Source organism: Clostridium sp. CS1-1 (assembly GCF_056135525.1).
On sequence record NZ_CM148680.1, the window covers coordinates 3,121,814 to 3,140,283 of the forward strand.

The window sequence follows — 18,470 nt, forward strand, 5'->3', positions numbered from 1 at the left end:
TTAAGCAGATTCTTTAACTTTAGTTCCACTGACAACTACACTAGTAGGATTTAAAATGACTTTTTCCCCTTCTTTAAGTCCCTCGGTAATTTCTGCTTCGGTATCTGACTTAATTCCTGTTTTTATATTTCTTTGCTGTGCAACCCCTCCATTGTTTATAAATACATAGTTATTTCCATACTTGTCACTTTTTACAGCCTCCACTGGTGCCTTTAATACATTCCCCTTATCAGCTATAAGTATGTCAACGTCCACATCAAAATCAACCTTTAAATTTGAAGGTTGATCTAATATATCTATATACGCCTCAAGAGTAGTCTCTCCTCCAGCTGGAGATAAAGCCTTAGAAGCAGCCGGATTTAAAAACGAAATTTTTCCTTTATATGATTTACCCCCACTTTTTATGACAGCTTCCTGTCCTAAGCTTACTTTTTCTGCATCGTATTTTCCTAGTGCTACTACTGCCTTTAGTCTACTTAAATCCTGTACTGTAACTAAAGGTTGAGCTAAATTTGGTACTGCGCCCTCAACTGCATTTAGAGCTGTCACTACCCCATCAAGTTGAGATACAATACCATTTTTAACACTATTTAATTTTGAATTAGCAGCATCTAAATTAGACTTAGCTAATGAAACAGAGTTATCTGCTTGTTGCAGTTTTACATCAGAAATAGGTTGAATTGAACTTTTTTGCTGCTGCAGTGAAGGAAGTCCTGCCTTTGTATTTTGATTAGCGCTGCCTTCTGCCTCTTCAATTTTTTTATCTAGATCACTAATCTTTGAGTTTATAGAATCTCTTTGATTTACTAAATCTTTTTTCTGTAAAATAGCATTATCATATTGAAGCTGTGCTTGCTTTACTTGCGTATTTAAATCTGTCAAATCATAGCCAATTAAATTTTGTCCATTTGAAACAGTATCTCCTACCTTAATGTTTACTTTGTCTATCTTTAATTGAGTGCCAAAATAATCTTTTGCATTTTTAGATTTTATAATTGCTGTGGTAGAAAGATATGATTTAATGTCTCCTTTTTTGATAACTGCTGTTTTCACTAGCTTCACTTCACTCTTCCTTTTGCTATATATTCCCACGGAAATAATTGAACCTAGTATGACTATAAATGTTGTTATTGTTATTATCCTTTTCTTCATTCACTTCTCTCCTTATTATGATGTAAGCAGTTTCAAATTTCTTCTAATGTAACAGACAATGATTCCTTCGCTGAAAGTTAGAGAATTATAATTTTTATTTTACCCGATGACTACCCGCTCTAATACTCTCTGTTCTTTAAACAGTACGTTTCGAGCGGCTACGTCTCTGAATTGGTTTAACTAAGAATCAGGTGGGGTTAAAATCCCATCTGATTCAAGTTTCACTTTACTCATTTACACCTTTAATATTGTTAGTATTTATAAGTTTTATATACATAAAACTTAATTCAGTTGCATAACAAAGTTCATTTTAGCTCATGACCTTCCTCTATCCTATTTATCCGATGACTACAACTCTAGTACTCCATATTCTTTAAATAGTACGTTTCGAGCGGCTACGTCCCTGGATTGATTCAAGTTTCACTTTATTGCTACCACTTAAACAGAACATAATAAGCGGCATCACCCAGATAACTTGTGCACCCATAGTCGATTAACACATTTTCATTTTCATAAATTCCCCAGGAGCTTGTTGCTACTATATCTTCATAATCAAGCATAAAGTCTGCTGCTAATTTGTTTAAATCTTCATAGGAACTTTTTTCTGGACGTATGGTATTTAAATCTACATTTTTGCTTTTATGATATTTTGAAAGAGGAATAGCCCTTGGCATTATAATTTTATCCGGTTGAAAAAAAACTATTGGACATAAGTATTTTTCTAGATCTTCACTAGCATGGTTATAAACATAATTCTCGATTCTGTTTTGATATATTCCGTCTTCACCTTTTGCTATTTTGACTACATAATTTTCATTTATAGCGTATACCTTTCTACTTAAACCTTCTCCTAGAAATTTATACTTTTTTGCAATTTGTTTCTTGTTTAATGAGAGTATATACTTAAAGAGAGCCTCATCGCTCATACTATCAAATCTCCTTATAATAATCCTATAATTAGAATATTATGAGGTTATCAGATTTGTTCATGCTCAAATATAACTCCCCAAAACTTTCCACCAAATTTCTCTTTAATTTGAATAATAAATAATTTTAATAGCCATATGGATGTGTATAATTTTTTGTTATAATTCAACAAATTATATTGTAAAATGATATTATATAACTAGACTGTCACTTTTATAACTTGGAGGATATTATGATTATTGATACTCATATTCATGAAAGTAAATACTCACTTGATAGCGAAATATCTCTACAAGATATTGTAAGAAGAGGTAAAGAAATTGGACTAAATGGTGTTTGCATAACCGACCATGAGAGTAACGAAATTATGGAAGAAGCTCATGCTTTATCTAAATCTACTGGTTTTTTAATATTAGTTGGAGCTGAAATTTTAACTTTTGAAGGGGACATACTGGTATTTGGGCTAAAAGATTTGCCTAAAGATATGATGCATGCTAAAGATTTATTAGAATTAGTTCATAAAAATAAGGGAGTTGCTATGTGCGCTCATCCTTATAGAAATAATAATAGAGGTATGGGAGATTATATAAGAGAAGCAAAACGTCTAGGTTTATGTGGAGTAGAAGCTTTCAATGGAAGTACTGAACCACACCAAAACTTATATGCTTACGCTTTAGCTACAGAATTAAACCTTCCTTGTATAGGCTCTAGTGATGCTCATGTTATAGAGAATATCGGTAAATATGCTTCAGTCGTTCCTGATAGCATAAGAGATGAAAAAGATTTTATACAGGTTATAAAAGAAGGAACTGTCTGTCCTGCAATGTATAAGGATGGAGAGTTTAAGCATATAGATATGTACAGTAATGCTATTAATAGTTTTAAAAATAGATTATATAAAGTAGTGTAGATTATAAAACAAGAAAAATATATATGCAACTATAGATAAACCAAGTCGGAGCTAGACTTATACGTCGGGATATATTAGCAATTCTTCTGCACTATAAATACTTTTAACTCGTCTAAAGCTCAGATATAAGGAAAAGCCAAGAACTTCGATAAACTCGCTAACGCTCAGACATATTGAAGTTCTAAGCTTTCCCTTATATCTGAGCTAAGACTCGTAAAAAAGTATTTAAATGTGCTTCAGAATCACTAATACATCCCTATGTATAAGTCTAAGATGAAATTGGTTTATCTATATTACAAGCTAAAACAATTTTTCTATATCCTCAAAGGCACTTTTCCAAGATTTTTTGCTAATAGCACTTTTAAGTTCTTCAGTTATGACTAACTTATTTTCTATTTGTCTATTTACAGCCAAACTTAAATTTCTTTCAAACTCTAGGACATCCTCTTCTAACGGAGTATCCACATCTTTTAACCTTGGTAAAGATACATATTGTATAATTCCGCTATTATTTATGACACCACCCATCCATTCTTTTACCCCAGGCAAATCTGTTACAACAACCTTTAATCCACAAGCCATTGCTTCTATTAGCACTAGTGGTAATCCTTCATAAAGAGATGGCAGTACTAATATGTCACATTCTCTAAATAACTGCCCTAGTTCTTTTTGAGGTATACATCCTAAAATATTAATTTTAAAATCACAGTTATTACTTTCGCACACTTGTATTATATTTTCTGCTTCAGCTCCTGCTCCTGAACCTACTAGGTAAAGTTCAATAGCTTTGTGATACTTATCTAATAACTTTATAGAATTAATTAAATTAGGGACACCCTTAGAATAACTTAACTTTCCGGCATAAACTACTTTTACTTTATTATATATTTCTACGTGTTTACTTTTATCAAAGATATCCTTGTCTTTATCTACATTTTTAGTTCTATCATAAAGTGAAACTTGTTTTTCCTCATTCTTATTATTTGAGTATTTATTTTGATCCATGTAAAAAATATCAGGATTAAAACCTGTTCCAGCGACTGTTACTTTCTTCTCATTTATGCCATATTGATTAATCACCAAAGTTTTCTCTTCGCTTTGAGAAGCAATAACAATATCTAGATTCTTGCAATTATCTATTACATATTTAATTATGTCATTTGAAAACTTGCTATCTATCTTTTTAAAAGTCTCTAATTGCCTTAAATCAGTACCATGACAAAAAGCTATTATTTTTCTATTTGGATACATTTCCTTGACCATAGAGGTTAATATCCATGTATGATGACATATAATTATATTAGGCTCAAACTCTTCGACTGCTTTAGCTATAATTAAGGAAAACTCCTTTTTCCACTTTTCAAGCATATCTTCAGATAGGTCTCTATATCTTGTACTTTCATAAGGCATTACATCGCTCATTCCCAATACAGGAAAAGGTAACTCTTTTGTTTCAAACATAATTGGATAGAATTTAACTTCCTTCTTTACATCAAAATAAGTTTTTTCATCTTTTACGGATACTCCTGCAACTACAGCTTGATCATAGCCTTTTTTATCTGCTTCCTTAACAAGTGCTTGCAGATATATTCCACTTCCTGTTTTATCAGGTTTTTGTGCTATTATGTTTAGTATTTTTTTCATATAAACTCCCCGTTGAATCCATTATTACTTTTTATAATTTACTAATCAATTTCCACAGTAAACTAAGCCTTTATCACAATATCACCTCACTTCATTCCTTGATTTTCAATGATATTGCCTCTCAGAATAAATAACTGAATATAGCCTATCACATTTGTTGTCTGTCGGCAAGTGTTATCCATCTCCCACCTATAGAAAATCAGATATCCAAAATCTATGATTTGGTGATTGCAGACCTAACCATAGCATCATTCTTAAAGTCAATGGCAGAAAATGAATCATGAAAAATGTATACGTCGTCACTTTTGAGCAATGTTCTCGCGATGCAAAGTCTTTGCTTCTGCCCACCGTAGAAATTACTGCAGTCTTAGTATAATCTTCATTAGTGGCAAGATATTTCTCATAATTCTCTTCTTCCTTACCAAAGGCCCGAATAACCTTTACTCCAGTAAGCCCTTCTCTGAAAAAGAGATTCAGTTTATCAAGCAGTTCCTGCATTTTCTCGTAAAGATGATTTGCAAATTTATCACACTCATTTTTTGAAAAGCTAAGCACCCTCCTATATATATATCACTTCTAAGCCCACCAGCAAAACTAAAGGCAATCTTAGCAGATACATACGGATTCAAAACCTGTCCTATAAGCCCCAGCAAAGTAAGTCTTAATTTTTGTTAAAGGCTTACTTTAAAATTAATACATAATAAATATGTTATTTATTGCATTTCCAATTCGGCCTCTAATTCATCAATTTTTCTTGAAATATAAGTTTTAAAGTCCTGATCATGGACAAAGACAAGATTTGATTTTATAAGAAAAATTGATGAACGGACTGCAGATTCTGCCAGAATATAAGCTTGCTTTACATCCGATGCTGAAGTTTTACAACCATGTTTATCGACAAGCTTTATAATACAAATTAACTCTACAATATTATTAGCCATACTTAGAGGCACCTCTATGGCTATTTTAAAACTATTTTGCAATTCCTTTTGTTGAATTTCTTTTTCAACTTCTGTATCTGCCTGCATTAAATAAGAATCTATTACCTTCTTAAAAGCTTTTGTATCTTTATCAATGTCATTAAGAAAAATCTCTCTATAGGAAGAACATTCCTGAGCTATTTCTTTCATTTTAGCTGAAATACTCTGATATTCAGGTTTTCTTGAGGTAAGGTTAGCAGCCATTTCAGTTAATGCTGCTGCAGATGCTGCGCTCAAGGCGGCTATACTTCCTGCAGCTGGAGTTAATGGTTTGGAAGCTATATTCTCTAAGAAAGAATTAATTGATTTATCACTTAGCATTTAATCGCCTCCCTTTTATAAGCTAATATTAAGAAGCCGTTATATTTTATAAAGTTAGTATACCCATTGCATCAAATTATAAATTAAGCTTTTCCACTTATTTATGTAATCCCTTATATAAGGAGCATATTAATTAAAAAAATCACTAATGTGACTTTCATTAGTAATTTTTTTGCGCATCTATTTATAATTATTTTCAATTACGGAATCTTAATGCCCTATTAATCCATATAGTAAAAGCTTATAAAGTTCATCGAATTTTGTTTTATAATCACTTGTTAACTCTATAGACATATGAATTCTTTCTATTGTCTCAATATATTTCATAATCATCTGCGTTGAAATAGAAGAGTCAATAGCTCCTTCTTCTTTGCCAGATTCAATAAACTCCCGAAGAATTTCCAATCTAACTTGATTTATATTTTCATTGTATAACTCTACTAACGTTTTATCACTTAACGCTTGTGCTGAAAAATATTCACCTATATAAATTGGTGGGAACCACATGAAAATATTAATGTTTGGACGAGGCGTAATTGCCATAGAATATAGCTGGGCATTAGAAAAGCCGGAAACACAGTAGAATTCTATGTTCGTCCGGGAAGAGCTGTCCAGTATGGTCCTTCAGTAAATCTTGAGATACGGGATGGTCGAAAAAGCTTTAAGGGAACTCTAATAAAAGAAAATTGGCCAATCGCAATGCGTGAAGATCTAAGTGCTATTTTGCTTTTAAATCTTCCTGCATGGCTACTGGGATCTGTAATACATATACTTCTTAGTAATAATAGCCTACCACGCTTTCTTATGGAGCAATTGGAAGTCAGTGGACATTCTTCTTACGAATTGACAAACCTTTACCCTCAAGATGTACTAGCTGACGCTCGAAGACTGGGTGTTTCACTGCCTCGTCTTACAGCTTTAGAACCGGCATTTAAAAAGAAATAATACGAATATATCCGATGACTATTCGCTCTAATACTCCTCTGTTACAAAAGGGAGTATTGGAGCGAGTACATCTGGATTCATTCCATTTTTATCTCAACGACAAAACTACTTCTTCGCTCGTTCTAAGCTTGCCTATCTTTAGGAAGATATTTTTACAAACATAATTATGCTCTTCTTTTGTCGCTGCAGTCATTGCGTCCTCTGCAAAAATTTGATGATACCCATGTTGATAAGCTTCTCTTGCAGTAGTATCTACACCAATGCTTGTAGAAATACCACATAGTACAATAGTATCAATCCCTCTACGCCTTAATTGCAAGTCAAGATCAGTACCATAAAATGCTCCCCATTGTCTTTTGGTAACAATATGAGCATTCTTACTATTGGCTATTTCAGGCACAAGATTATCCCATCCTTCTGGAAATTGCATTCCATTAACTTTTAAATCTGTATTTGGTTTAAGTGTGTCTTTTCCATCTACAGATGAAACTCTTACGAGAACCACAAAAGCTCCCTTCTCATTAAACGCATTAATTAGTTTACCTGCATTTTCAATAACCTCTGAAACACTATGAGGTGAAACCTCTCTGTTTCTATTTGCTATTCCATTTTGTAAGTCTATAACTACTAGTGCGCTTCTTCCTGCCTTGATAAATTGATTTTCATTTAAATTTAAATCTTCCATTTTCTATCTCCTCTCTAATTATTTTATTTTATAATAATTGTTCGCTTAAACTAAGTTTTCTATATGCGTTAAAATAAACCCATACTGCATTTATAAGTAACAATGCACTTGTAATGAAAAATACATATCTCATTCCCAAATATCCTGCTATCTGTCCCCCTAAAACTGCACCCCCAAATACTCCTAAATATCCTGCGGACATGCTAAAACCAAATACCCTGCCTGTAAGAGATGATGGTGTGATTTTTTTTAACATGATATTAACGGATGGATTAAGCCCTGCAGCTGCTAGTCCTAATAAAAAGCGAAGCCCCATTAGCTGCCAAGTATTTTGTACAAAAGCTTGTGGTATAAAAATAATTCCTGCACCTATAAGGCATACCAATATGACTTTATGAGCACCTATTTTATCTGAAAGTTTTCCAAGTCTTGGGGCAGCAATTACATTTGCCAGACCTGAAGCAGAAAATGTTAGTCCAGCTAGAAGTGCAACATGGCTGCTATCATTAGATAACTGCTTAACATATACTGTTACAACTGGTTCAACAGAATACAATGCCACAGTTAAGATAAAAAAGGTTACAAACATTGAAACAGTCAAACTCTTTTCTGGAACAACATTCCATACTTCCTTTATACTAAGAGCCTTTTTATCTTCACGAGTGAATGATTCCTTTACGAATAAAGCAGTTGTGATAAATGAAATGAAAAGTAATGTTCCTGTTATAAAAAATACGCTTTGCAAACCCAGTATTTCATCTATAAAACCACCAATTGTTGGTCCAAAGAGTGATCCTGCAATACTGGCTGTTGAAAGTGTACCTAAAGCATATCCTGCGTTTTCCTTATCTGTTTGTGTTGCAATCAATGCAATGCAGGCTGTGTTATAACCTGTAATTATACCTTGAAGCAGTCTTAAACCTATGAGTACATATACATTTGGTGCAAATCCCATGCAGCCTATAGTTATAGCCATACCAAGGCTTGCCCTAAGTATCATTGGCTTTCTGCCATATTTATCAGCAGCACTTCCCCAAATTGGCGAAAAAATAGCTGAAAGTATATAAGTGATACCAAAGGCTATTCCTGAAAGTTTTGTAATTGAAGCTGCATCTTTAACTCCAAGATGTTGTATATAGAGAGGTAATACCGGGGCAATTTGACTCATTCCTATACTGGCTACAAATATTCCAAACCAACAAACTATTAAATTTCTCTTCCACATTTTCATAAATAAACTCCTTTCTTTTATACAACTTAACAACTATATAAAAATGTTTGGTATTGATATCTTGTAAGTGGAACCCCTCAATACATAATTAATGCATAATAAAAGTGTTAATAGCTAATATAGCAATACGTCTATTTATTATTTATTAATATTAATTACGATATTTGTTATCTTCAATTTAATTATAAACTACGTACTATAGTTTGTAAACTACAATATGTAGTTTGATAGATATGCTCTATATTGTTAAACTATTCTTATAGGGGTGACTCCAACATTTCCGACTTATCTATACTATGTCAAGAAAAAGTGACTTGAATAGTAAGTTTTCACGTCGTTTGTTGTAAACAATGATAACCCTTTGGCAAAAATATTCTTACGATGTTTGTAGATAAGTGATACTATTATATGGTAAGGTTAACTCGGATTTGTAATTTAAGACGTAACAGTAAAAATAAATATTTATCTACGAGCCACAATATTCAGAAATTAGTATTGTGGAATTTTTAGTTACCAATGATTAGTAATTTAAAAGTTTAAAGCTATTTCATATGTTGACTTTATACAAAAAATTACAATTAGGTATTTACATATATAGATAATCTATATATAATAATATTAACAGGTATATAGATCGTCTATATATAAAATTCTTATTATAGATTTATGAAAGAGGTGATTAAAATGGCAGTTGAAAATAATTTATATTCTGGTGATATGACTATGCTTATTTTAAAATTATTACAAAAAAAAGACATGTATGGATACGAAATGAGTGAAACTTTAAAAAATAACTCAAACAACATGTTTGAATTTAAGGCAGGGACATTATATCCTTTACTACACACTCTAGTAAAAAAACAATATTTAAATTGCTACGAAAATGAAGTTAATGGAAAAACTCGCAAATATTATAGCCTAACATTACAAGGAAAAAAATTATTACAAGATAAAACCTCTATATGGAAGAAGTATGTTGATACCATGGCAGCTGTGCTAGAACTTGAGGTGTAGTAATATGAAAGCAGATGAATATTTACGAATTTTAACAAAACATATCTCTAACAGGAAAATAAGAAATGAGATTTACATGGAAATGAAAAATCACATTATGGACCAAAAAGAAGCGTATATTGAAATGGGATATAGTGATGATGATGCAGAAAGAGTTGCGGTTGAAAACATGGGAGAACCTAAAGCTACAGGTAAGATGTTAGATACTGTACACCCTAAAACTATTGATTGGATTCAAATTATTGCATTGATTATAGTGACTTTAGCATTACAATTAGGAAAAAAAATATTAGAATTAAATGGTACAGATTTTTTATCTATAGCACCAATAGATATTTTAAGAATCCTAGGTATATTTTTATCAGTGTCTGCTATAATATGGACTGGCGTTGAAAAATATTTGGATTTCCCCTTCTTTTATGGTAGAAGCCAACATGGAGGTTCAAATTCTAATGGAGTATTTATATGTTCATTAGGAATCGTAATGATGTCACACTCCCTTTTACAAACTATAGTCTTAGTATGCATTTTAGCTTTAATAATTAGTTTTGAACGTTATATCATTGAAACCAAAAGAATAGAAAAAGAGCAAAAATTCCTTGGGATTCAAGGAACAGCTTCTGAGGACTTTAATTATAAGGGTACAGGATTGTTTAATAATACTATAATAACAGTCTATTCACAGCATGAATCAATAAAAAAAGGAGAGCCACTTCTCATAGACCATATAGATGGATTCAATATTATTGTTAGAAAAGTAGAAACATAACAATAAGATATAGTCAGTATACAAAGAATATTTAATTTATATATTTAAAAGTAAAGCTTTTTATCATTAAGTTTCCAATACAATTACAAATGAATTGACTGTTTATTGTAAAATTGCAATAGATACGCAATTTTCTTTTTTTTGCGAGTCAAATTATTTAGATGTAATAAAATTAACTCGCATATATACCACTATGCTTGCTGTTGGTTTTAAAATTTAACAAAACAGCCACAACAGTCTTATAATTATTAAAATAATAGTGTAAATATTAAAGCATAAAAAGTGAATCTCCAAATGTTGTAGGAAGTACACTTCAGCAATACTCTTAAAACAATGGGACTTATAACGCATATTTCGCTGAATACTAAACATTTCAGCGAAAATTTTACATTTTGATTTTTATATGGAATAGCAATGTAAACTATAAATACTATTCCATATAAGATATGTAAGTTATTCCTGAAGCTATACTAACGCTAACGTTAAAATTAGTTATGCGGAATATGAGTTATAACGTTTTATAAGAGTATTTAGAACTAAACCTTAATTCTGTTTATCGACTTTACTTTCTATATTTCCTTTTAATTGGTTGTATCTATTTTGGTTTTCACTCCAGTAAATAAAAGTTAACATTAATCCCGCGATAACACCTATTGCCAAAAGAACAATACCCCATATATTCACTATTCATCTCCCCTTTTATAGTGGCTACTTGTAAAACTTTTAGACCATTAGGCTTCAGAGTTTTTCGAGGTATATCAAAAATAATTTTTCTCACATAATATCGAATACATATTAATAACTATATCACACCACTTACAAACCTTGCACTTCCAACGCTTTCTTCGCCATCTGAACATATTCCTCAACACCAGATACCATTGCAAACTCAGCAATTGAAACCGGATACGCAGCGACCAGTTCAATAATATGCTCTTTCATCTTAGGCCAGTAATATCCACCAGCTTCTTTATAGGCAAGAATCAAAGCTTCTAGTCCTTCTTCTCCAAAAGCCTTATAGTGGAAAACAAAGTCATTCGAAATATCTGTAACCTTAGCTTCAGTCCAGTCGATTAATCCAGTCACGTTAGCCTCTTTATCAATCATAGTATGTCCGGCATGTACATCTCCATGAATCAGTCCAGTTTTCTTAGGCCACATTTCATCATCATTAATCCATGCCTGCCATCTGTTCAATAGTTTCTCACCTACACCAAACTTTGCTTTTACATCATCCATACGCTGCTTCATTGTCATTTTTACTTCTTCTGGTGTTTGCACTACTATGCCAAGTTCAGCAGCTTTATCACTAGGTATGCTATGAAGCTCTGCTAACACTCTACCAAGAGACTTGTGAAATGATTCTGGAACATTGTTAATATCTATCTCCCAGACATAGTTTCCTATATTATGATCTATAGTTCCTGCTGGCACACCATCTAACTTCTTGTATGCTATTAGCTCATCTGTGTAAATGATCCAGTTTGTTGCCTGAAAAGATTTAGCATACTTATTTATCAAATTTAATGCTTGTTTTTCTACCTTTGTTCTTGGCATCACATCTTCCCGTCTAGGTAATCTAAGAACCCAATCAATTCCACTTTCATCTTGCGCAAATACAACTTGAAAATCAAGTCCGGATTCATTAAACTGCATTGTTTCTTCCTTTAAAATAAGATTATGTTTTTTAGTTATTTCTATAATTTGTTTAATGTCTTTACTCATTAAAATCACTCCTGTCTGCAACTTGTATAAATCAATTATGAACTTGCTGCATGCTTTGATATTGCATTAATAATTTCATCCCAATCATTTGATAATATCATTAACTAGACCAAATTAAGGCCGAGCAATTTGATTAGCAACAGCTTCGAATAATAACTCTCTAATCCTTTCATAATTATATTGCTGTAAATCTCCCTTTTGAGAACCTATTAATAAAGCTGATCTTAAAACTCCAGCTATAACACCTGGGTCTTCATCGATAATCTCCTTAGAGTCTTGTCGTGACTTTATAAACTCCATAAGAGGGATGATGCTTCTTAGATTCTCTGAGCCAATATACTCTGGATTTAGCTTTCTAGATACAAGTTTGTACTCCTCAAGGTCGTAAACCAGCCTTTGAGTTAAAATCTTAGATTCTAGTTCCAAAGTCATCTTATTTAAGTACATCTTTATAGCTGAACGTATATCCTCAACAGCTATAACCCTTGGCCAAACCTGCTTTTCAATTTGCTCCCCTTCATGCGCTAACAATTCCATATATAGCATTTCTTTTGACTCAAAAAATACATAAAAAGTACTCTTCGCAATGCCAACTGATGAAGTAATATCCTCAAGCGAAGTACTCTTAAATCCTTTATCTATAAAAAAACGATAGGAGACTTCAAGCAATTCTTTTCTAATATTTTCTTTTTCTATTTCAGTGAATTTAGCCATAGTCTAAGTTGCCTCCTAGATTAATAAAAATATAAAATTAAAAAAACAAAATATTTATTTGTTTTTTATTATATCATATGGTCATTTTGGAATCAAGTACCTTTAGTTTAGCAACTATATACGGATGATGCATAAATCGCAGGAACCACTGCAAAAACGAAACTTAACCAAAGAAAAAACTATTAAGTTTGCTATCACTCAAATAATATAAAAGGTCGCAAACAGATAACCTTTGCTATGTTGACATATAACTCAAAAGCCTTGATATTACGTATAGTATAATATCAAGGCTCTTAAGTTATATATCGACATTAATTATTTTTTGCAAAAGTATTTATAATTCACAGTTGTGTTATTATATTACATCGCTTCTTCTCTGTTACCACCAGTAAACTGACTGTTGTAAAGATCTGCATAAAAGCCACCTTTAGCTAGAAGTTCATTATGATTGCCCTGTTCGATTACCTTTCCATTGTTCATTACTAATATTAAATCTGCATCTCTGATTGTAGATAATCTATGAGCAATAACAAAACTTGTTCTTCCCTCCATAAGATTATTCATAGCCTTTTGTATCTGAGCTTCAGTTCTTGTGTCAACACTGCTTGTTGCCTCATCAAGAATTAGTATTGATGGATCTGCAAGTATCGCACGAGCAATAGTTAAAAGCTGCTTTTGACCTTGGGAAATATTAGTTGCCTCTTCATCAAGTACAGTATCATAGCCTTGGGGTAAAGTTCTAATAAAGTGGTCAGCATGAGCTGCCTTTGCTGCTCTAGCAACCTCTTCAAAGGAAGCATTCTTTCTACCATAAGCTATATTATCCTTTATAGAACCATTAAATAGCCAAGTATCTTGAAGCACCATACCAAACATAGTTCGAAGCTCTCCACGTTTGAAGTCTCTTATGTCCACTCCATCTATACTTATCTTTCCATCGTTTATCTCATAGAAGCGCATAAGTAAGTTTATTAGTGTAGTTTTACCTGCTCCTGTTGGTCCTACAATTGCGATTGTTTGGCCTTGTTTTACATCTATATTCATATCATCAATAAGGGTAACAGTTTCCTTATATCCAAACTTAACATGCTCAAATTTAACTTCTCCCTTTAGCGGAGCTATTACTTTGTTATTATCCTTTTCCCTTATTTCACTAGTAGCAAAATCAATAACCTTAGCATCTTCTTTATCTTTTATCTCTTCTGTTTCATCTAGTAATTCAAAAACACGCTCAGCTGCTGCAACAGTAGATTGAAGAATATTAGCTATATTTGCGGTTTGCACTATTGGCTGACCAAATTGTCTTGCATATTGTATAAATGCTTGAATATCTCCTACTTCAATTCTGTTTTTAGTTACAAAAATACCTCCAACTACACATACAAGTACATAACCTATGTTATTTACAAAATTCATAAGAGGCATTATTATCCCTGAAACAAACTGTGCTTTCCAACCAACATTATAAAGTCTCTCGTTTATTTCATTAAATTCTTTTATTGATCTTTCCTCATGCCCAAAAACCTTGATAATTCTGTGTCCAGTAAACATCTCTTCTACATGACCATTTAACTGACCAATAGTTTTCTGCTGCTCTACAAAGAACTTTTGAGATTTTTTAGCTATACCTGTTGTTATAAGTATAGAAACTGGAAGTGTCACTATTGTCACAAGGGTAAGCCATGGACTTATAGTAAGCATCATAACTATAACACCAACAATTGTAACTACAGATGTAATAAGCTGAGTTAAACTCTGCTGAAGTGTTGTAGATATAGTATCTATATCATTAGTAACACGGCTTAATATTTCTCCATGAGTACGTGAATCAAAATACTTTAAAGGTAGTCTTGTAAGTTTATCATTTAAATCGTTACGCATGTTGTAAACAGTTTTCTGTGCAACTCCTGCCATAATATATTGTTGTGCATAACTGAAAGCTGCACTTATTACATAAAGTAATATTAAATAAAGTATTATGTTTCCTATATATCCAAAGTCAACAGAAGGAACACCTTGTTGCTGCAGCTGTGCAAGTATTCCAGGATTCGCCCCTTTCTTAACTGCCTCAGCTGCGCCACTTAGCTTTTGATAGTACATATATTTAGCCATAAGACCTTCAAATAATTTTGTTGTTGCCTTTCCCATAATTTTAGGACTTACAATGCTAAATACTGTACTTAAAATTGCAGTAAGTAAAACTGCTATTAGCTTAAACTTCTGTGGCTCTAAATATTTCATAAGCCTTCTCATTGTGCCTTTAAAGTCTTTTGCTTTTTCTACAGGCCTACCTAAAGCCATTCCAGAACCTGGTCCTCTGTCTGGTTTATTGTTCTTATTATTAGCCATATAAATCCCTCCTCTATTGCTTATTTAACTCTTCTTCTGAAAGCTGTGAAGCTACAATTTCTCTATATACATCAGAAGAATTTAAAAGTTCCTTATGAGTTCCGATTCCTGCAATTTCCCCTTCGTCTAGAACTATAATTCTATCTGCATCCATAACTGTACTCACTCTTTGAGCAACGAGTATCATAGTTGAATCCTTAATTTCATCTTTAAGAGCTGTTCTTAATTTAGCATCAGTTTTAAAATCTAATGCAGAAAAACTATCATCAAAGATATATATTTCAGGCTTTCTTATTAATGAACGGGCAATTGAAAGACGTTGTTTTTGCCCACCAGATACATTATTACCACCTTGTGCAATAACTGCATCATAACCTTCCTTCATATTAGAAATAAACTCTGCTGCTTGCGCTACTTCCGCTGCGTGCTTAATTTCTTCATCAGTAGCATCTTCTTTACCATATCTAATATTTTCTGCAATTGTACCAGTAAATAACACAGCCTTTTGAGGTACAAATCCAATTTTAGATCTTAAATTATCTTGTGACATTTCCCTAATATCCACACCATCAACTAATATACCTCCACCTTGAATGTCATAAAAACGTGGAATTAAATTTACAAGGGTAGATTTACCAGAACCAGTACCACCAATGATAGCTGTTACCTCCCCTGGTTTCGCACTAAAGGAAATATCTTTAATAGCTGGTTCTTCTGCTCCAGGATAGCTGAAAGTTACATTTTTAAACTCCACATATCCTCTTTCACTATTCGCTGCCTTAGGATTTTCAGGATCATTAATTTCAGACTCCATATCAAGTACCTCATTAATTCTTACCGCTGAAGCTTCTGCACGAGGTATTAAAACAAACATCATAGAAACCATGACTAATGAGAACATAATCTGCATTGCATATTGAATAAAGGCCATCATAGAACCTACTTCCATGCTTCCAGTATCAATAAGCTTACCTCCAAACCAAACAATTCCTACAGTTGTTAAATTCATTATAAGCATCATAGCTGGCATCATTAATGCCATTATCTTATTAACCTTTATAGCTGTACTTGTTAAATCGTAATTCGCATCGGTAAAACGCTCTTTTTCATCCTCATTACGATTAAAAGCACGAATTACTCTAATACCTGTAAGATTTTCACGTACAACCTGATTTAATTTATCTAGCTTTACTTGCATTGCTTTAAATAAAGGCACTCCTCTAGATGCAATTATACCAATAACCGCAATAAGAAGCGGAATAACAACCACAAGTATCAGTGATAGCTCCTTATTCTTTGATACTGCCATGATAATACCGCCTATACACATCATCGGTGCGCTTATCATCATACGCAATATCATTATTGTAACTTGTTGAACCTGCATAATATCATTTGTAGTTCTTGTAATAAGGGAAGACGTACCTATTTTGTTAAACTCATTTAAAGAATAACTCTCTGCCCTTGAAAAAACTTCACCTCTTAAATCCCTTCCGAACTTTGTTGCAGTTTTAGAAGATAGTAAACTTGCTAATATGGTACATATAGCACTTCCACCAGCTACTAAAAGCATAAATCCACCAATTTTTATAATGTAATTTGTATCTCCCTTAACTATCCCCTTATCTACTATATCTGACATCAAAGTTGGCAGATATAGCTCTGCAAGAGCTTGGAAAAACAATAAAAATAATATAGCAACTATTGTAGCTGCATAAGGTTTTAAGTACCTAAATAACTTAATCATAAACTTTCATCTCCAATCTATATATCCACATCTCCATCATTTGCTTCCATAAGATTATTGCGTATCTGCATTAGCAGTCTACGAAGCAATATCTTCTCCTCTTCTGTGAAATTGTTAAAGCATTCTGTGTCCATAACTTTCATCGCTTTTTTAACTTCTTCAAAAACTGCTCTCCCTTTCTCAGTTATATATATCCTAGATACTCTTTGATCTTCAGGATCTTGTTTTTTTTCCACAAGCTCTGCTTTCTCCATCCTGCTTACCATTACTGTAATAGTAGCAGGCTTTATGTCAAGTATGCTTGCAAGCTCCTTCTGACTTTGACCATCCTTCCTGCTTAAAGCAAACAACAGTGGAGGTTGTCCATGGTAAATTCCAACTTTGCTAAGTAACTTAAGAGAACGCCTGTAATGAAGACCTACCACTTGAGTAAAAACTTTGTAAAGTGGATCATCATTAGAAAATCTCATTTTTTTCACCTCCATAATGCTTAGTCGACTAACTGTATATTATATTACCATTATGATATCTAATAGTCAATATACTTAATTTCTTTTTATGCAATACTCAAGTATAGTAAGGATTCATGAGCATTTTATACAATTAAATGTTTACAACATTACTTTTACAAGTCCTTTAGCAAAAGTAATCATTAGTTAGTTGACTAATATATCTTATGTGTTAAAAATAGTATTTACATTTTAAATAAATTTTAGTTATTATAAAAATTTATTTAAATAAAAATAAGGTCAGATGCACCTAAATGTTATGCAGTCTGACCTTATATATACTTTCCCCTTATTAACAGAGCTTTTGGTGTCCTTGGCACTTAGAACTCGTTATCCAGATACGTAGTCGCTCTTTACCTATCTATATTGGACAATAACTGTCTTAGTTTATCTTTTAGTCCAACAGCTTCCTCTAGAGAGAGCCCCGTACTACAAAAAACCTGTTTAGGAACTTCTAATGCTTTTTCTTTCATCTCAATGCCACTCTCAGTTAGTCTTATATATACGTTTCGCTCATCTTCTTTATCTCTTACTCTTTCTACTATATTCATATTCTCAAGCTTTTTAAGTAAAGGTGTTAAAGTACCTGAATCTAGATAGAGCTTAGCACCAAGTTCTTTAACAGTAACATTGTCCTGTTCCCAAAGAGATAGAAGAGTTATATACTGTGTATAGGTTATACCTAACTTATCAAGAGCTGGCTTATAAAGCCTTATCACTTCTCGTGAACAGGCATACAATGCAAAACATAGTTGATTATCTAACTTTAACATATCATATTTCATATTTTTTACACCCTTTGATTTCTTGACTTACTCAACACAAAATAGGATTAGGCTTCCTGCTTC

General features: G+C 32.5%; 17 protein-coding genes and 1 pseudogene. 3 read left to right on the top strand and 15 right to left on the bottom strand.

The window, feature by feature from the left end; genetic code table 11:
* Positions 1 to 1,152, bottom strand: coding sequence for an efflux RND transporter periplasmic adaptor subunit (locus AC0N0V_RS14645; RefSeq protein WP_474458780.1), 1,152 nt, complete (start codon positions 1,150 to 1,152; stop codon positions 1 to 3).
* A 431-nt stretch (positions 1,153 to 1,583) separates the two neighbouring features.
* Positions 1,584 to 2,078, bottom strand: a complete 495-nt coding sequence (locus AC0N0V_RS14650) for a hypothetical protein (RefSeq protein WP_474458781.1) — start codon at positions 2,076 to 2,078, stop codon at positions 1,584 to 1,586.
* Between the two features lie 233 nt (positions 2,079 to 2,311).
* On the opposite strand from AC0N0V_RS14650, the gene AC0N0V_RS14655 reads away from it, so the two are divergent.
* Positions 2,312 to 2,989 (top strand): PHP-associated domain-containing protein, encoded by a 678-nt coding sequence (locus tag AC0N0V_RS14655; RefSeq protein ID WP_474458782.1) that lies wholly within the window; start codon positions 2,312 to 2,314, stop codon positions 2,987 to 2,989.
* Between the two features lie 300 nt (positions 2,990 to 3,289).
* Here AC0N0V_RS14655 and AC0N0V_RS14660 read toward each other — a convergent pair whose 3' ends face one another.
* From AC0N0V_RS14660 to AC0N0V_RS14685, 6 genes and pseudogenes are all read right to left on the bottom strand, one after another.
* Positions 3,290 to 4,633, bottom strand: a complete 1,344-nt coding sequence (locus tag AC0N0V_RS14660; RefSeq protein WP_474458783.1) for a glycosyltransferase family 4 protein — start codon at positions 4,631 to 4,633, stop codon at positions 3,290 to 3,292.
* Between the two features lie 417 nt (positions 4,634 to 5,050).
* Positions 5,051 to 5,131, bottom strand: a pseudogene (locus AC0N0V_RS14665) (hypothetical protein); the annotation flags it as partial.
* 215 nt (positions 5,132 to 5,346) lie between these two features.
* Positions 5,347 to 5,934, bottom strand: a complete 588-nt coding sequence (locus AC0N0V_RS14670; RefSeq protein ID WP_474458784.1) for a cyclodeaminase/cyclohydrolase family protein — start codon at positions 5,932 to 5,934, stop codon at positions 5,347 to 5,349.
* A 210-nt stretch (positions 5,935 to 6,144) separates the two neighbouring features.
* Positions 6,145 to 6,477: a hypothetical protein gene (locus tag AC0N0V_RS14675; protein ID WP_474458785.1), complete on the bottom strand. Its 333-nt coding sequence runs from the start codon at positions 6,475 to 6,477 to the stop codon at positions 6,145 to 6,147.
* 490 nt (positions 6,478 to 6,967) lie between these two features.
* Positions 6,968 to 7,564, bottom strand: a complete 597-nt coding sequence (locus AC0N0V_RS14680) for an isochorismatase family protein (protein WP_474458786.1) — start codon at positions 7,562 to 7,564, stop codon at positions 6,968 to 6,970.
* Positions 7,565 to 7,592: 28 nt separating this feature from the next.
* The gene (locus AC0N0V_RS14685) at positions 7,593 to 8,795 is read right to left on the bottom strand and encodes a multidrug efflux MFS transporter (protein WP_474458787.1); all 1,203 of its coding nucleotides are present in this window, start codon (positions 8,793 to 8,795) and stop codon (positions 7,593 to 7,595) included.
* 684 nt (positions 8,796 to 9,479) lie between these two features.
* On the opposite strand from AC0N0V_RS14685, the gene AC0N0V_RS14690 reads away from it, so the two are divergent.
* Positions 9,480 to 9,809: a PadR family transcriptional regulator gene (locus tag AC0N0V_RS14690; protein WP_474458788.1), complete on the top strand. Its 330-nt coding sequence runs from the start codon at positions 9,480 to 9,482 to the stop codon at positions 9,807 to 9,809.
* Positions 9,810 to 9,885: 76 nt separating this feature from the next.
* A complete protein-coding gene (locus AC0N0V_RS14695) occupies positions 9,886 to 10,578 on the top strand; it encodes a permease prefix domain 1-containing protein (RefSeq protein WP_474464546.1) in 693 nt (230 codons plus the stop codon).
* A gap of 543 nt (positions 10,579 to 11,121) precedes the next feature.
* On the opposite strand, the gene AC0N0V_RS14700 is transcribed toward AC0N0V_RS14695, so the two are convergent.
* The 7 genes from AC0N0V_RS14700 to AC0N0V_RS14730 all read right to left on the bottom strand — a co-directional run bounded on the left by AC0N0V_RS14700 (position 11,122) and on the right by AC0N0V_RS14730 (position 18,407).
* Complete coding sequence (locus AC0N0V_RS14700; RefSeq protein WP_474458789.1) at positions 11,122 to 11,262, bottom strand: hypothetical protein; 141 nt, start codon at positions 11,260 to 11,262, stop codon at positions 11,122 to 11,124.
* Between the two features lie 132 nt (positions 11,263 to 11,394).
* Positions 11,395 to 12,303, bottom strand: coding sequence for an Mph(B) family macrolide 2'-phosphotransferase (locus AC0N0V_RS14705; protein ID WP_474458790.1), 909 nt, complete (start codon positions 12,301 to 12,303; stop codon positions 11,395 to 11,397).
* A gap of 114 nt (positions 12,304 to 12,417) precedes the next feature.
* Entirely contained in the window at positions 12,418 to 13,017 is a 600-nt protein-coding gene (locus AC0N0V_RS14710) for a TetR/AcrR family transcriptional regulator (protein ID WP_474458791.1), read from the bottom strand.
* 360 nt (positions 13,018 to 13,377) lie between these two features.
* The gene (locus AC0N0V_RS14715) at positions 13,378 to 15,366 is read right to left on the bottom strand and encodes an ABC transporter ATP-binding protein (RefSeq protein WP_474458792.1); all 1,989 of its coding nucleotides are present in this window, start codon (positions 15,364 to 15,366) and stop codon (positions 13,378 to 13,380) included.
* Positions 15,367 to 15,379: 13 nt separating this feature from the next.
* Complete coding sequence (locus AC0N0V_RS14720) at positions 15,380 to 17,113, bottom strand: ABC transporter ATP-binding protein (protein WP_474458793.1); 1,734 nt, start codon at positions 17,111 to 17,113, stop codon at positions 15,380 to 15,382.
* 17 nt (positions 17,114 to 17,130) lie between these two features.
* Positions 17,131 to 17,583 carry a MarR family winged helix-turn-helix transcriptional regulator gene (locus AC0N0V_RS14725; protein WP_474458794.1) on the bottom strand — a complete coding sequence of 151 codons (453 nt, stop codon included), beginning with the start codon at positions 17,581 to 17,583 and terminating at the stop codon, positions 17,131 to 17,133.
* A 392-nt stretch (positions 17,584 to 17,975) separates the two neighbouring features.
* The gene (locus AC0N0V_RS14730) at positions 17,976 to 18,407 is read right to left on the bottom strand and encodes a MarR family winged helix-turn-helix transcriptional regulator (protein WP_474458795.1); all 432 of its coding nucleotides are present in this window, start codon (positions 18,405 to 18,407) and stop codon (positions 17,976 to 17,978) included.
* Between the last annotated feature and the right edge of the window lie 63 nt (positions 18,408 to 18,470).

Excerpts from the sequence above, each read along its gene's own strand:
- AC0N0V_RS14695 (WP_474464546.1), top strand. The coding sequence starts at position 9,886 with ATGGAAATGAAAAATCACATTATGGACCAAAAAGAAGCGTATATTGAA.
- AC0N0V_RS14710 (WP_474458791.1), bottom strand. The coding sequence starts at position 13,017 with ATGGCTAAATTCACTGAAATAGAAAAAGAAAATATTAGAAAAGAATTG.
- AC0N0V_RS14705 (WP_474458790.1), bottom strand. The coding sequence starts at position 12,303 with ATGAGTAAAGACATTAAACAAATTATAGAAATAACTAAAAAACATAAT.
- AC0N0V_RS14730 (WP_474458795.1), bottom strand. The coding sequence starts at position 18,407 with ATGAAATATGATATGTTAAAGTTAGATAATCAACTATGTTTTGCATTG.
- AC0N0V_RS14655 (WP_474458782.1), top strand. The coding sequence starts at position 2,312 with ATGATTATTGATACTCATATTCATGAAAGTAAATACTCACTTGATAGC.
- AC0N0V_RS14670 (WP_474458784.1), bottom strand. The coding sequence starts at position 5,934 with ATGCTAAGTGATAAATCAATTAATTCTTTCTTAGAGAATATAGCTTCC.
- AC0N0V_RS14725 (WP_474458794.1), bottom strand. The coding sequence starts at position 17,583 with ATGAGATTTTCTAATGATGATCCACTTTACAAAGTTTTTACTCAAGTG.
- AC0N0V_RS14645 (WP_474458780.1), bottom strand. The coding sequence starts at position 1,152 with ATGAAGAAAAGGATAATAACAATAACAACATTTATAGTCATACTAGGT.
- AC0N0V_RS14680 (WP_474458786.1), bottom strand. The coding sequence starts at position 7,564 with ATGGAAGATTTAAATTTAAATGAAAATCAATTTATCAAGGCAGGAAGA.
- AC0N0V_RS14690 (WP_474458788.1), top strand. The coding sequence starts at position 9,480 with ATGGCAGTTGAAAATAATTTATATTCTGGTGATATGACTATGCTTATT.
- AC0N0V_RS14650 (WP_474458781.1), bottom strand. The coding sequence starts at position 2,078 with ATGAGCGATGAGGCTCTCTTTAAGTATATACTCTCATTAAACAAGAAA.
- AC0N0V_RS14675 (WP_474458785.1), bottom strand. The coding sequence starts at position 6,477 with ATGGCAATTACGCCTCGTCCAAACATTAATATTTTCATGTGGTTCCCA.
- AC0N0V_RS14685 (WP_474458787.1), bottom strand. The coding sequence starts at position 8,795 with ATGAAAATGTGGAAGAGAAATTTAATAGTTTGTTGGTTTGGAATATTT.
- AC0N0V_RS14720 (WP_474458793.1), bottom strand. The coding sequence starts at position 17,113 with ATGATTAAGTTATTTAGGTACTTAAAACCTTATGCAGCTACAATAGTT.
- AC0N0V_RS14715 (WP_474458792.1), bottom strand. The coding sequence starts at position 15,366 with ATGGCTAATAATAAGAACAATAAACCAGACAGAGGACCAGGTTCTGGA.
- AC0N0V_RS14660 (WP_474458783.1), bottom strand. The coding sequence starts at position 4,633 with ATGAAAAAAATACTAAACATAATAGCACAAAAACCTGATAAAACAGGA.